The organism is Varibaculum cambriense, from assembly GCF_032557235.1.
GTDB lineage: Bacteria > Actinomycetota > Actinomycetes > Actinomycetales > Actinomycetaceae > Varibaculum > Varibaculum cambriense_C.
The window spans coordinates 117,217-130,894 of record NZ_JAWGMB010000006.1 but is presented as its reverse complement, the minus strand read 5'-3'; the positions used below and the strand labels follow the sequence as shown (position 1 = coordinate 130,894).

Below are 13,678 nucleotides of genomic sequence, written 5' to 3'. Positions count from 1 at the left end.
GGTCAGTATTTCCAGTAGAATCAGTAATTATTAAGACAAAACCAACCAATAGTAGGAGGAACCATGGCAGAAAAACAAACAATTCTGGGTCGGATTACCAATATGGCGAAAGCCAATATCAATGCGCTCCTTGACCGGGCAGAAGATCCCGAAAAGATGCTTGACCAGATGATTCGAGACTATACCAACTCGATACGTGAAGCAGAAAGCGCAGTTGCCCAGACTGTAGGGAATGTGCGGCTGGCCGAGAAAGATTTAGAAGATGATCGCTCCGCCGCCTCCCAGTGGGGAGAAAAGGCGGCTTTAGCGTCAAAGAAGGCGGAAGAAGCGCGTACTAGCGGGGATACGGCCGAGGCAGAGCGCCTCGATAATCTAGCGCGTCTGGCTCTAGGCAAGCAGATTGATTTCGAACAGCAGGTTAAGGCGCAAGAACCGCTGCTGGTTTCCCAAAAAGATATGGCTGAGCAGCTCAAGCTGGGCTTGGCCGGGATGAAGACTAAGCTCGAGGATCTTAAAGTCAAGCGTGACCAACTGGTGGCGCGACAAAAGACCGCCCAGGCTCAAAACCAGGTACAAGAAACCGCGGAGAAGTTTAACTTGGCGGATCCCACCAGCGAGCTTAATCGCTTCGAGGAGAAAATCCGCAAGCAGGAAGCCCTGGCAGCCGGACGCGCCGAGCTGGCTTCTGAGTCACTAGAGAATCAGTTCGCGGAACTGGAAAAATCCGGTTCTTCCGCAGAAATTGAGGCTCGCCTTGCGGCTTTGAAGAACAAATAGTTCCCCCTACCGCCGATAGCTGTAATACTCCTTGCTGGCGCCAGAAATCGTTTCTGGCGCCAGCAAGTGTTTGTACGGCAACTACCGGTCAAGTTTTGCTCCCCTAGGTTCATAACCAAGTACATCTCAAGTTTTACGTCAGTATTTTCCGAACCCAGAAATCCGTAAATCTAGGGGAGGCTACCCCTGTCCCTGTGGGTCAGTATTCCCCCACCGGCGCCCAGCGCCCCGCTATCAGGCCAATCGACAGCCCGATAGCGGCGGCAACCAGCAAAAACATTACTATTTAGCTTTATCGTATTCCTGCAGCGAACAGACCCCATAGGTGCGGTCGCGAGTAGCCTCAATCGCTTGCACTGCTGCTTGGAACTGGGAAATAGTGGTGATAATCGGTTTGTCCGCGGCCGTGGTAGCGGTACGGATTTCGTAACCATCCGCTCTCGCCCCAGAAGTGCCGGGGGTGTTAATCACCATATCGATTAGGCCGGCGCGGATAATATCCACTACCGTTTGCTCCCCGTTCGGCCCTGGCCCTTGGCTGGCTTTTCTCACCTCGGTAACCGGGATTCCGTAACGGCGCAGTAAAGCTGCCGTACCCGAAGTAGCCATAATCGAAAATCCCAGGTCAAACAGACGGGACACCGGCAAAGCCAAGGATCGTTTATCCTGATCCGACACCGATACGAACACGGTGCCTTTAGAGGGTAGATTTCCATAGGCTGCAGTTTGACTCTTGGCGAAGGCAGTGGGGAAATCCCGGTCATATCCCATAACTTCCCCGGTAGAACGCATTTCAGGTCCGAGGACGGTATCCACTATCCGTCCGTCCTCATCCCGGAAACGTTTAAAAGGTAGTACCGCTTCTTTAACCGCGATCGGGCGACCCGGGGTAGCGAAATCGGAATCATCTGCAGGCAGGTAGCCGCGCTCTTTTAGCTCTGCAATAGAAGAGCCCATCATCACCAGGGCAGCTGCCCTAGCTAGCGGCACCCCGGTCGCTTTAGCTACAAAAGGCACAGTGCGGGAAGCTCGCGGGTTGGCTTCAATCACATACAATACCCCGCTGACCAGGGCATATTGAATATTAATTAGGCCGCGTACTCCTACCCCGGCTGCTATTTTTTCGGTTGAGGTGCGAATATGGGCGATAATCGCGTCCGACAGAGTGATCGGGGGCAATACGCAAGAAGAATCCCCCGAGTGAATCCCGGCCTCCTCGATATGCTCCATTACTCCGCCCAGGAATAGCTCCTGACCATCATAAAGAGCATCCACATCGATCTCTATCGCATCATCTAGGAACCGATCGATCAGTAGCGGTCCGGTCATTACCGTGGGATCAGACAGATTGTAGCGATGCAGATAGGAATCGAGTTCTTCCCGAGAATAAAGGATCTCCATTCCTCGTCCTCCCAGTACGAAGGAAGGACGCACCAAAACCGGGTAGCCAACCTTTTCGGCCTGTTCAAAGGCTTGCTGCGGGGTAGTAGCAGTGCCATGGGCAGGAGCAGGCAACCCCGCCTCATCAAGGACGCGCCCGAAAAGTTCACGGTCTTCTGCGGCATCAATCGCGCTTGGCGAGGTACCCACAATCGGCACCCCGGCTTCCTCTAGGCGAGAAGCTAGCGACAGCGGGGTTTGCCCCCCGAGCTGTACAATCATCCCCGCTACCGGTCCGGCCTCGCATTCGGCCTCGTAAATCTCCATCACGTGCTCGAAAGTAAGCGGCTCGAAATAGAGGCGGGAAGAAATATCGTAGTCAGTGGAAACGGTTTCCGGGTTGCAGTTAACCATCACCGTGTCATAGTCAGATTGCAGTTCCTGAGTGGCGTGCACACAGGAATAATCAAACTCAATCCCTTGCCCAATCCGGTTCGGCCCGGAGCCCAAGATAATAACTGCCGGACGCTGACGCGATTTAACTTCGCTGGTCAGATCATAGCTGGAATAGTAGTAGGGGGTTTGGGCAGGAAACTCGCCCGCACAGGTATCAACCGTCTTGTAGACCGGACGAATCCCGAAAGCCTTGCGAACTTCCCGCACCACCTGGTCGGATACACTGCGAATCTGACCAATCTGCAAGTCAGAGAACCCGTGACGTTTCGCTTTGACTAACAGATCTGGACTAATAGCTTCGGCTTGCCGGATTTCTTGCGCGACCTCGTCCAGTAAGAACAGCTGGTCTAAGAACCAGCGGTCAATCCGGGTAGCTTCATAGAGTTCCTCTAGGCTCGCCCCTGCCCTAATCGCGTCCATCACTTGAATCAGGCGCTTTTCCGTAGGTATCTTGACCTGCTCTAATAACTCCTCTTTAGAGGAGGAAAGCGGCAAATCCCAACGGAAATAAGTACCCGCTTTATCAATCGAAATCATCGCTTTTTGTAGGGCTTCAGTAAAGTTGCGCCCCAGCGCCATCGCTTCGCCTACCGACTTCATAGCAGTAGTTAGGGTAGGGTCAGCGGCCGGGAACTTTTCAAACGCAAAACGCGGCACTTTGACCACTACATAGTCCAAAGTGGGCTCGAAAGAAGCCGGAGTCGAGCCGGTAATATCGTTGGGAATCTCGTCCAAGGTGTAGCCGAGCGCCAATTTTGCGGCCAGCTTCGCAATCGGGAAACCGGTAGCTTTCGAGGCCAGGGCAGAAGAACGGGACACCCGAGGGTTCATTTCGATAACTACTACCCGGCCAGTATCTGGGTGAACCGCGAACTGGATATTACAGCCGCCGGTATCTACCCCGACTTCCCGGATAACGTTTATCCCAATATCGCGCAGATTCTGCAGCTCCCGGTCAGTTAGCGTAAGCGCGGGAGCCACCGTAATGGAATCGCCGGTATGTACCCCTACCGGATCCACATTCTCGATAGAGCAGACCACGACCACGTTATCGGCTTTGTCGCGCATCAGCTCTAGTTCGTATTCTTTCCAGCCCAGAATCGATTCTTCCAGGAGAACCTCGGAGGTAATGGAATCGGCCATTCCTCCCCCGGCGATCCGAATCAAATCCTGCTCGTTATAGGCAATACCGGAACCCATACCTCCCATCGTGAACGAAGGGCGCACCACCAGTGGATATCCCAGCTGTTCGGCAGCTGCCCGGCAGTCAGTCAGGTTGTGAGCAATGAAAGAACGAGCCACTTCCGCTCCGCAGCGGTGAACTACCTGCTTAAACTCTTCGCGATCTTCACCGGCGTTGATTGCCTTAGCGCTGGCACCAATCAGCTCCACCTGGTATTTTTCCAGGGTGCCATCCTGAGAAAGGGCAATCGCAGTGTTGAGTGCGGTCTGTCCCCCCAAAGTAGGCAGCAGAGCGTCTGGGCGTTCCTTTTCAATAATCGACGCCACCACCTGCGGGGTTATCGGCTCAATATAGGTAGCGTCCGCCATTTGCGCATCGGTCATAATGGTTGCCGGGTTGGAATTAACCAAAATGACCCGCAACCCTTCCGCTTTGAGCACGCGGCAGGCTTGGCTCCCGGAATAGTCAAATTCGCAGGCCTGACCGATTTGAATCGGCCCGGAACCAATAACTAGGACGGATTTAAGATCAGTTCTGCGTGGCATGTTTTTCCTTCGCTTCCTGCATCATGGTTAGGAACTTATCAAAGAGATATTGGGCATCGTGGGGGCCAGCTGCTGCCTCCGGATGATACTGTACGCTGAAAGCCGGCAGGTCGAGCGCGCGCAGCCCCTCTACTACCCCATCGTTTAGAGCCAGGTGGGATACTTCTACCCGCCCGTAGCGTCCGCCATCGAAAGGCGCCACCGAAGGATGTTCAGCCGGGGCATCTACCGCAAAACCGTGGTTATGGGCGGTGATCTGTACTTTCCCGCTTTCTCGATCTACCACCGGTTGGTTTACCCCGCGGTGACCATAGGCGAGCTTGTAAGTTCCATACCCCAAGGCGCGCCCGAGGATTTGGTTGCCGAAACAGATTCCAAAGAAAGGAATCCCCGCATCGAGCACCGCCCTCGCTAGAGCTACTTCGTGGTCTGCTGAGGCCGGGTCACCCGGTCCGTTAGAGAAAAACACCCCATCGGGATTCACCGACATAATGTCGGCAAAGTTAGAGTGCTGCGGAAACACATGCACCTGGATTCCGCGCAGCGCCATCTGCTCGGGGGTGCGGGATTTAATCCCCAAATCTAGGGCTGCCACCACCGCTAAAGGTTCTTTGCCTGCATATTCACCGGCGGGTTCCACTACGTATTTTTCGGGAGTGCTCACATCGGCAGCCAGCGCCGCTCCTGCCATCACCGGCTGGTCGCGCACAACGGACACCAAAAGATCGCGGGTTGCCTGGTCAAGATAGGCAGCTCCTGCCGGGAGAGCATCACCAGAAAAAATTCCGCCCCGCATGGCGCCGGCTTCGCGCAAATGCAGGGTGAGGGCGCGGGTATCTACCTCGCAAATACCCACCACGTCCTGGTCTTTGAGTAGGTCTTCCAGGTCGCCGGTAGCGCGCCAATTGGAAGCCCGTAGGGCGCGATCACGCACCACGTATCCGGCTACCCAGACCTGGCTTGACTCTGGATCAACCTCATTTACGCCGGTATTGCCGATATGAGGCGCGGTTTGGACAACTATTTGCCGGTGATAGGACGGGTCAGTCAAAGTTTCCTGGTATCCGGTCATCCCGGTCGCGAACACTACTTCCCCCAGGGCGCGTCCCCGCTTCCCCCAGGCTTTGCCTTTCGCGATAAACCCGTCCTCCAGCACGATTAAGGCCAAATCCGAGGAGTTCTGCTGCATACGATTACTCCTTATCTACGCTTGAGCCTTGCGGGCGAGGGCGTATAGAAAAATTGCCCGCACCAAGCGGGCGCGAGCAAATGGTTAAGAGTTTCACTGCCTATAAGCATACCGTAAGGTGCTATCCGGGCGTGATTTTTCACCAGCACTCGGATACTGAAGAAAGCTGACTACCAAAAATGTAAAGTCGCTGGAGCCCAGCCTAGGAACGCATCAATTTAACCGCATCGGCAATCGGGCCATCTAGCACTTTTTTCCCTTTTTTCAGCACGATCCCCCGCTCACAAAAACGCCCCATTAGATCCAGGTCGTGACTGACGATTACCAGCGATTTGCCCGCTTCTGACAGTTGCGAAATGCGGTCAAGACATTTCTTTTGGAAGGGTTCATCGCCCACCGCCAAGATTTCATCAATCAGAAAAATATCGGGGTCAGTGTGGACTGCCACCGAAAAGGCTAGGCGCAGGAACATTCCCGAAGAATAAAACTTGACTTCGGTATCTAGGAATTCATGAATCTCCGAAAAATCTACAATCTCGTCAAAATGAGCTTCGATTTCTTCACGGGTCATCCCCAAGATAGCGCCGTTCAAGAAAATGTTTTCCCGCCCGGTTAAATCAGGATGGAACCCCGCGCCTACCTCAATTAAGCCTGCGACTTTACCCCGCACCCCTACGGCTCCTGCCGAGGGCTGCATCACCCCGGAAATAAGTTTCAACATTGTGGATTTTCCGGATCCGTTAAATCCCAAGAGCCCCACGGTTTCTCCCGCGGCAATATTGAATGAAACATGATCGAGGGCGCGAAAACGATCACGCATCTGTCCCCGCCTGCCAGTCAAAGACCATACCAGCATATCTTTCAATGTGTGGGTGTTACGGATAGTGAAGTCTTTAACCACATCTTGCGCGGTTATCACGGTATCAGCTTGGGTTAATTCAGGATCAACTTTCACGCTTTTATTGGCCATGGCTCTTACAGCTCCTGGGCGAAACGCCCGTCATAGTGGCGGAAAACTTTATCCCCTATCAGCAGCAACAAAATGGAAATCAGGGCGGAAGCCACTACGATTAACGAAAAGTTGTCCGGGAAGCTCTCGTATACGCCCTCGGTGGGAATCCAAAAACCATAATGGAAAAGTTCGACTACCGTGGTGAGGGGATTTAGTTGATATACGTACCACAGCCATCCTCCCTGCCAGTCCCCCAGTACGTGGTAAACCATTGACCATTTATAGAGAACCGGAGAAGCCCAGGTAGCGACCATTAAAATCAAATCCACGAAATTTTCGGCATCGCGATATAGCACGTTAAAAGCTCCGCCGAGCAGTCCCAGCCCCAAACTAAAGATCGTGAGAATGACGAACGCTAGCAGCACTGCCAGTAGATTCTTTAGCCCCGGTCGCCAACCGAAAATCAGGCTCCCGATAATCAAAATCACCACTTGCGGCACAAAATGCACAAACGCCACCCAAACGGAGGATACGGGGAAAAGTTGCCGCGGTAAATAAATCTTTTTCACCAAATCCTGGTTTTGCACCAGCGAACGCGTGCAGTTACCAAAGATTTCGGAAAAATAGTTAACCGCAACCACTCCGGCAAACATGTAAACCACATAGTTGGTAATGTTCCGGTTCATTCCCATAAACACCCCGATGGCAAAATAAAACACCAGGAATTGGGTTGCAGGTTTGGCATAAGACCAGAGCATCCCCAGTATCGAACCCCGATAACGTACTCGTAGTTCTTTATGTACTAGTAGTTGCAGCAAGTACTGTTTACGGAATACTTCAAATAAACCGCGAGAAGTACCCGGCCGGGTAAAATCAGTGCTGACACTCACCACTTATTTCCTATCCGTCTGTTTACCGGTGAAATAAGGTTTCACCACGTTGTCATAGCGGGAAAGCGCAGAAGCAATCGCCATATGCATATCAAAATACTTGTAGGAGCCCAGACGTCCTCCAAAGAGGGTGTGGGGCAACTGATCACGTAGGGCGCGGTATTCCAATAGCTGCTGACGGTCACGCGCAGTGTTAATCGGATAGTAGGGCTCATCGTCCCTACCGGCAGTGCGCGAATATTCCCGGGCGATCACCGTTTTTTCATTTTGGTAATCCCGCTCCGGATGAAAATGCCGGAACTCAATAATCCGCGTGTAAGGAACCTCCCGGTCACCATAATTCATCACCGAAGTACCCTGGAAATCACCGGTAGCTACGGTCTCCCACTCAAAATCGAGGGTACGCCAACCGAGCTCCCCATAGCGGTAATCAAAGAACCTATCTACCGGACCGGTATAAACCACCGGTACCTGCCCAATGCAGGCATCACGGTTGAAAGGTTGGGAGGAATCAAAAAAGTCGGTCGATAGTTTCACGTCAATAAGATCGTTATCCGCCATTTTTTCTAGCCACGCAGCATACCCCTCTTGGGGAAGCCCCTCGTATTTATCGGAAAAATAGCGGTTGTCATAGTTGTAACGCACCGGCAAGCGCGACACAATCGCCGCCGATAGATCCCGCGGATCAGTTTGCCATTGTTTCGCAGTGTAGCCTTCAAAGAAAGCCTTGAATAGGGGCTCGCCTACCAGGGAAATCCCTTTGGTTCTGAAGTTTTCTTCCGCGTCCTCGCCCCGGATAGCGCTAGCTTGGGAGGCAATTAGCTGGCGAGCTTCATCGGGAGAATACGCAGCGCGGAAAAACTGGTTAATGGTTCCCAGATTGACCGGCATAGGGAAAACTTCGCCCCCGACATTGGTGTATACGTGGTGTACATAGTCGGTGAATGCAGTGAAGCGGTTGACATATTCCCATACCCGCTCATTAGAAGTGTGGAACAGGTGCGCTCCATATTTATGGATCTCAATACCGGTTTCCTCATCACGGTAAGAGTAGGCATTTCCGCCGATATGATCGCGTTTTTCAACGATGGTTACCCGCCGACCTAAATCATTGGCGACTCGTTCTGCCATGGTCAGACCAAATAGTCCGGATCCGACAATCACTAGATCGGTATTCACGTGGCTTCCCCTTGTCTTGCGTGCGTTTATAGCTCCCTCAATCCTACCGTGTTGAAAACTAAAAATTAATCTGCCAGCAGTGACGAGGCTAGTTTTTCGAAGGTTCTAACTGCGCTGGAACTATCGATCTTTTCTAGCTGAGCTGCAGATACGGGTTGAGGATTCGCTAAAGCCGCTTTGACCTGCTCATAATCATGGGCGAGGGCGATTAGGGAACGCTGGCGCATGAAGTCAGAGAACCGGATTTGGTGAGTGTCAATATGTTCGCCCAGTTCCGGGTCGCGAGGTACGATCACGGGCAGAAAACCGCGCCGCAACCATTCCATCATCAGAGAAGGTCCGCCCGGTAAAACCACTCCCTTTAGGTTCCCTGCCAGGGCATCCATTTCTTGGTGACTAAGGTTTTCGCGCCCGTTCGCCTCTTTCGGAGGATGAGAAGCTCCGTATTGCACCAGGACGCAAGCATCCGGATTCTCGCGAGCAAAACGATCCGCCATCTGGATTAAACGATCAAAAGGCATATGGTGGGTTCCCACCATAAACAAGTAGTCAGCCTGAAGTGTGCGGTTATTATTTTCGATTACATTAGCGGTTTCACTCATAGTAGCGGTCCGATCACAGTGGCACCCGGATAAAGTTTCAACTGTTCAGGCCATTGCACAGCGAAGCGATCTGCCAAGCGGTAACAGATCCTACCCGATAGCGAGGGAATTTCGATCCGGTCGAAAACCTCGATATAGATAGTGGGAATCTTCATTAGTCGCGCTAAGACAATGAAAACCGTCCCCAGGGAAGCCCCCGCAGAAACCACCAGTTCAGGGCGAGCAGAACGTAGAAGCTTCCAGGCTAGACGCAGCGAGCGAAATACGTCCCGCAAGTTGCGGTCGGGTGAATGCTGTGCCCACACAACTTTCTGATCAGCTAAAAGGGAGACCGCATCGGGAGTTTCGAAAGTTACCCACAGGGATTGCTGCCGCTTCCACCAGGGTTTTAAGGTGTAGAGCTGGGCTAGGTGTCCGCCGGAGGAGCCAGCAAAAAGAACTTTAACCATGGTTCTTATCCGTTCTCACCCGGGCAGCGTTTTCACAGGCGGCAACCAGGTTAGCGGTTTCCGGGTCGGCAGCAAAAACCTCTTCGTTAGGACGCGGCCCAGATAGCACCCCATCGGTCACTCCTTTCACTCCCAGGCGCAGCATCTTTTTCTTTTCCCCGTTGGATAGCCACATTCTGAACCAGCGCACGATCGTGGAACCTCCGTAAAGTAGCCGATCCAGAGGTAGTAATCCACGCGACCGCAATAGGAACCAAATTTTATTGCGAGTCTCGTAATAAAAACGATCCCCGGGATCATCGGTAGCGGACGCGGCAGCGCGGGTTTTGTGCACTACCACCGAGGCTGGTACGTATAATCCGATCCGGTGTTTCAGCAGCCGGGCGGTGTATTCCAAGTCATCATTCCAAATAAAGTAATCGGCACTCGGCAGACCGCTCCTGCGCACCTGTGCTACCTCTACCAGTATCGACACGAAGGAGGCCGCCCGTACCTGGCGCATTCCCAGACTCCGGGCGATCTGTTTGCGATCCGGTGATATTAGCGGTCTTTCCCGATGAGCATTCATGGGGTGTTCGCTACCGTCTGTCCATTGTGCCTTTGATGCCAGGAGCGCTGGGGAGCCGGGATAAGTCTGCCCGGCTATTAGCAGTTGTTCTAACGCATCCGGCGCAGGAATGGTGTCGTCATCCATGATCCAAATGAAATCCTGGCTTTCCAGCTCTTTATAGGCAAGAGCGTGTGCGATTCCCGCACAAAAACCGCCTGCCCCGCCGGTGTTTTCTGACAGCTGTATTACGCGGTCAACTACCGGGTGCTGTTGGGCAATACCTGCAGAATCATCAGTTGAAGCGTTATCAATCACGATTACCCGTTGGACTGGCCTGGTCTGCGCGGCGATTGCATCCAGGCATTCGCGAAGTAGTTTAGCGCGGTTATAAGCTACTACCACCGCAGATACCTGACGTTCTTCGCCCATTGCCATATCTCCTTTGGTTGGTTTTTTCCATCATATCTAAGCGGAGAAATACCGGGTTAATACCCGAACAGTGATCGTCTCAATTATTTTCATTTGTGTCCTCCCCTACCCGCGGATCAAATCGAATAGGCGGCTTTGACTTTATTAGTGTCGAGATGTCCTCTCCTACCCGTGGATCAATACCACATCGCCCTCCCCGTACAAAAACACCCTCCACAGACAATAACGCCCTCTACAAACAGAAACACCCTCCACAGGCAAGGAAAAAACGAATTATCCACCCAAAAACACCAACCCCGGAGGGTGGTCTTGTCCCCGGAGGGCGATTCCGTCAGGTATCAGGAAGAAACTCGAGCAAAAGCACCCTCCCCGCACAAAACACCCTCCCTAGACACCATGACCCTCCATCGCGAATAAAAAACGAACCTTCTTCACCCACATCCACGAATCTGGAGGGCGATTTCGTCGCGGGAGGGTAATCCTGTTTCCGGAGGGTGATTTTGTTTCCGGTACCAAGTGTCGGTATTAAAAATGCACGAAAAAAGGGTAGCCCTGGCGGAAAATCCGCCAGGGCTACCCTTGAATCTTTAGGTAACTAGCTAAACAGCAGAGTTACTTCATCTTGGTGCCGACCGAGCCGAGGCGTTCACAAGCCTCAACTACGCGCGCCGCCATACCAGCTTCGGCAGTTTTGCCCCAAGAACGCGGGTCGTACTGCTTCTTGTTGCCGACCTCGCCATCAATCTTCAGAACACCGTCGTAATTCTTCAGCATCCAGTCAGCTACCGGACGGGTGAAGGCATACTGGGTATCGGTGTCTACGTTCATCTTGATAACACCGTTGCGAACCGCTGTAGCGATCTCCTCGGCACTAGAGCCAGAACCACCATGCATTACCAGGTCGAACGGCATTTCTTTACCGACTTTAGCTCCGACCTCTTTCTGAATGTCGCCTAGGATTTCTGGACGCAGTTTAACGTGACCGGGCTTGTAAACACCGTGTACGTTCCCGAAGGTCAAAGCGGTAATGTAACGACCCTTCTCGCCCAAACCTAGAGCTTCAACAGTCTTTAGACCATCTTCAGCAGTGGTGTACAGCTTTTCGTTAATTTCCCCAACAACGCCGTCTTCTTCGCCACCGACAACCCCGATTTCAACCTCTAGGATGGTGTTGGCTTTAACGGACAGCTCTAGCATTTCCTTGGCGATTTCCAGGTTCTCTTCTAGCGGTACAGCCGAGCCATCCCACATATGAGACTGGAAGAAAGGCAGACGCCCAGCCTTTACTTCTTCAGCTTCCATTTCCATCAGCGGACGAATCCAACCGTCAATTTTCTCTTTCGAGCAGTGGTCGGTATGCAGTGCCACGGTAACGTTGTAGCCCTTGGCGATTTCACGAGCATAAGCAGCCATAGCCAGGGAACCAGCTACCCGGTCATTCACAGTGGAGCCGGACCAGTAATCCGCACCACCGGAGGAAACCTGGATGATGCCATCAGATTCAGCTTCGGCAAAACCACGAATCGCGGCGGTTAGCGTTTGGGAAGAAGTCACGTTAATCGCGGGATAGGCGAATTTGCCTTCCTTAGCACGGTTAAGCATTTCGTTATAAACATCAGGGGTTGCGATTGGCACTGTGGCCCTCCTTTTCTAAAGTTCTTACGGGTCTCATTCTCTCACAAGGTAAAGCTTAGTGCAGGGTCTTGTGTCCCACGGTTTTGTTATGTTGAATCACCCACGCCCACATGGCAACGGCGGCAGCTGCTCCTACATTGATAGACCGGGTAGAGCCATATTGGGTAATCTCGTAAACTGCCGCGCATTCCGCAATCATTTCTGAACTCAAACCGTTCGCCTCAGACCCAAAAACCAGGCAACAGCGTTGCGGTAACTGCGCGTCCTCTAGGGGCTGAGAACACTCAACATTGTCTATCCCAATCAGGGTAATCCCGCTCTGCCGCGCCCAATGCGCAAAAGAGGACGCGTCCGGGAAATGGTCTACATGCTGGTAGCGGTCGGTTACCATCGCGCCGCGTTTATTCCAGCGGTGTGCCCCCACAACATGTACCGAGTTTGCGCCAAAAGCGTTAGCAGACCGCACAATGGATCCAATATTGAAATCATGGTCGAGGTTTTCGATAGCCACCTGGAACGGGAAACGTTCACTGTCTAGGAAATCGCGAATAGCATCCCGCCGCCAATAGCGGAAACGATCTTCCACATTCCGGCGGTCGCCTCCCGCCAGCAAATCAGGATCCCAATGCTCGCCCTCTGGCCAGTGTTCCGGACCTCCCGGCCAAGGTCCAACTCCGTTAGCCATACCCTAGACCCGGAAACGGTCACGCTGGAGGTAACCGGTGAAATGGCACACCAGGGAGCGGGGAGCTTTCCAGGTTAGGAAGCTCATCAGCTTAAAGATTAGGGAAGGCACCGAGATGACCTTGCCACGCGCCAAGTCATTCAAGGCCTGTTCCACCACGTATTCCGGGGTTAGGCGGGCAATAGTGGGTACGTCCTCGATTTTGGTAGTAATTTTACTGAAAAAGCCGGTATCGGTAGTGCCAGGTTTCAGCGCCATTACCTGTACTCCGCTGCCCCGCAGTTCCTCGGCGAGGGCGCAACTAAAGATTTCTACCCAGGTCTTATGGGCAGCGTAGGTTCCCATCGCCGTTCCAGATGCTACCGAGGACACATTCAAAATTGCGCCCCGTCCGCGCCGGCGCATCCGAGAGGCCGCAGTTTGTGACAGCAGCATTACCGCCCTCACCATCACGTTTAGCCCCCGTACCTGTTGGGAGGCGGATCCGTCCACAAAATCTTCTGCTAGGGCGAAACCAGCGTTATTAACCAGCAGTGAAATCGGGCGTTCGGAGGCAGCCAAGCGGCGTGCTACCGCTTTAAGCCCCGGTTGGGTAGCCAAGTCTGCGGGTAGAACTTCGCAGGTAACCCCATAGTAATTCTCGATGCGTTGCGCCTCGGTCACCAAAACATTTTCCCGGCGGGCAACCATCACTACATTGTGTCCGCGCCCTGCCAACTGGTTACAAAACTCTAGCCCTAGCCCACTGGAAGCCCCAGTTACTAAAACCCATGACAT

General features: G+C 53.0%; 12 protein-coding genes. 1 reads left to right on the top strand and 11 read right to left on the bottom strand.

What is annotated here, in order from left to right; translation table 11 throughout:
- Positions 1-63: 63 nt before the first annotated feature.
- On the top strand, positions 64-777 hold the full coding sequence (locus tag E6072_RS06315) for a PspA/IM30 family protein (RefSeq protein WP_316694514.1): 714 nt from the start codon (positions 64-66) through the stop codon (positions 775-777).
- Positions 778-1,059: 282 nt separating this feature from the next.
- On the opposite strand, the gene carB is transcribed toward E6072_RS06315, so the two are convergent.
- The 11 genes from carB to E6072_RS06260 form a co-directional block, all read right to left on the bottom strand.
- Positions 1,060-4,341: a carbamoyl-phosphate synthase large subunit gene (gene carB, locus E6072_RS06310; RefSeq protein WP_316694512.1), complete on the bottom strand. Its 3,282-nt coding sequence runs from the start codon at positions 4,339-4,341 to the stop codon at positions 1,060-1,062.
- Entirely contained in the window at positions 4,325-5,530 is a 1,206-nt protein-coding gene (carA, locus tag E6072_RS06305) for a glutamine-hydrolyzing carbamoyl-phosphate synthase small subunit (protein WP_316694511.1), read from the bottom strand. Before carA ends, carB begins: the two co-directional genes overlap by 17 nt.
- A gap of 202 nt (positions 5,531-5,732) precedes the next feature.
- Positions 5,733-6,500, bottom strand: a complete 768-nt coding sequence (locus E6072_RS06300; protein WP_024059312.1) for an ABC transporter ATP-binding protein — start codon at positions 6,498-6,500, stop codon at positions 5,733-5,735.
- A gap of 5 nt (positions 6,501-6,505) precedes the next feature.
- Positions 6,506-7,372: an ABC transporter permease gene (locus E6072_RS06295; RefSeq protein ID WP_316694510.1), complete on the bottom strand. Its 867-nt coding sequence runs from the start codon at positions 7,370-7,372 to the stop codon at positions 6,506-6,508.
- 3 nt (positions 7,373-7,375) lie between these two features.
- Positions 7,376-8,551 (bottom strand): UDP-galactopyranose mutase, encoded by a 1,176-nt coding sequence (glf, locus tag E6072_RS06290; RefSeq protein ID WP_316694509.1) that lies wholly within the window; start codon positions 8,549-8,551, stop codon positions 7,376-7,378.
- A 65-nt stretch (positions 8,552-8,616) separates the two neighbouring features.
- Positions 8,617-9,153: a hypothetical protein gene (locus E6072_RS06285; protein ID WP_316694508.1), complete on the bottom strand. Its 537-nt coding sequence runs from the start codon at positions 9,151-9,153 to the stop codon at positions 8,617-8,619.
- Entirely contained in the window at positions 9,150-9,602 is a 453-nt protein-coding gene (gene pssD, locus E6072_RS06280; RefSeq protein ID WP_316694507.1) for a PssD/Cps14F family polysaccharide biosynthesis glycosyltransferase, read from the bottom strand. Before pssD ends, E6072_RS06285 begins: the two co-directional genes overlap by 4 nt.
- Entirely contained in the window at positions 9,595-10,581 is a 987-nt protein-coding gene (locus E6072_RS06275) for a glycosyltransferase family 2 protein (protein ID WP_316694505.1), read from the bottom strand. Before E6072_RS06275 ends, pssD begins: the two co-directional genes overlap by 8 nt.
- A gap of 612 nt (positions 10,582-11,193) precedes the next feature.
- Complete coding sequence (gene fbaA, locus E6072_RS06270) at positions 11,194-12,216, bottom strand: class II fructose-bisphosphate aldolase (RefSeq protein ID WP_316694503.1); 1,023 nt, start codon at positions 12,214-12,216, stop codon at positions 11,194-11,196.
- A gap of 55 nt (positions 12,217-12,271) precedes the next feature.
- Positions 12,272-12,901, bottom strand: a complete 630-nt coding sequence (locus E6072_RS06265) for a TrmH family RNA methyltransferase (protein ID WP_316694501.1) — start codon at positions 12,899-12,901, stop codon at positions 12,272-12,274.
- A 3-nt stretch (positions 12,902-12,904) separates the two neighbouring features.
- On the bottom strand, positions 12,905-13,678 hold the full coding sequence (locus tag E6072_RS06260; RefSeq protein WP_316694499.1) for an SDR family NAD(P)-dependent oxidoreductase: 774 nt from the start codon (positions 13,676-13,678) through the stop codon (positions 12,905-12,907).

Bases quoted from the DNA above. Each gene is read 5' to 3' on its own strand.
- E6072_RS06265 (WP_316694501.1), bottom strand. From the start codon at position 12,901: ATGGCTAACGGAGTTGGACCTTGGCCGGGAGGTCCGGAACACTGGCCA.
- E6072_RS06300 (WP_024059312.1), bottom strand. From the start codon at position 6,500: ATGGCCAATAAAAGCGTGAAAGTTGATCCTGAATTAACCCAAGCTGAT.
- E6072_RS06260 (WP_316694499.1), bottom strand. From the start codon at position 13,678: ATGTCATGGGTTTTAGTAACTGGGGCTTCCAGTGGGCTAGGGCTAGAG.
- E6072_RS06315 (WP_316694514.1), top strand. From the start codon at position 64: ATGGCAGAAAAACAAACAATTCTGGGTCGGATTACCAATATGGCGAAA.
- carA (WP_316694511.1), bottom strand. From the start codon at position 5,530: ATGCAGCAGAACTCCTCGGATTTGGCCTTAATCGTGCTGGAGGACGGG.
- pssD (WP_316694507.1), bottom strand. From the start codon at position 9,602: ATGGTTAAAGTTCTTTTTGCTGGCTCCTCCGGCGGACACCTAGCCCAG.
- E6072_RS06285 (WP_316694508.1), bottom strand. From the start codon at position 9,153: ATGAGTGAAACCGCTAATGTAATCGAAAATAATAACCGCACACTTCAG.
- E6072_RS06275 (WP_316694505.1), bottom strand. From the start codon at position 10,581: ATGGGCGAAGAACGTCAGGTATCTGCGGTGGTAGTAGCTTATAACCGC.
- carB (WP_316694512.1), bottom strand. From the start codon at position 4,341: ATGCCACGCAGAACTGATCTTAAATCCGTCCTAGTTATTGGTTCCGGG.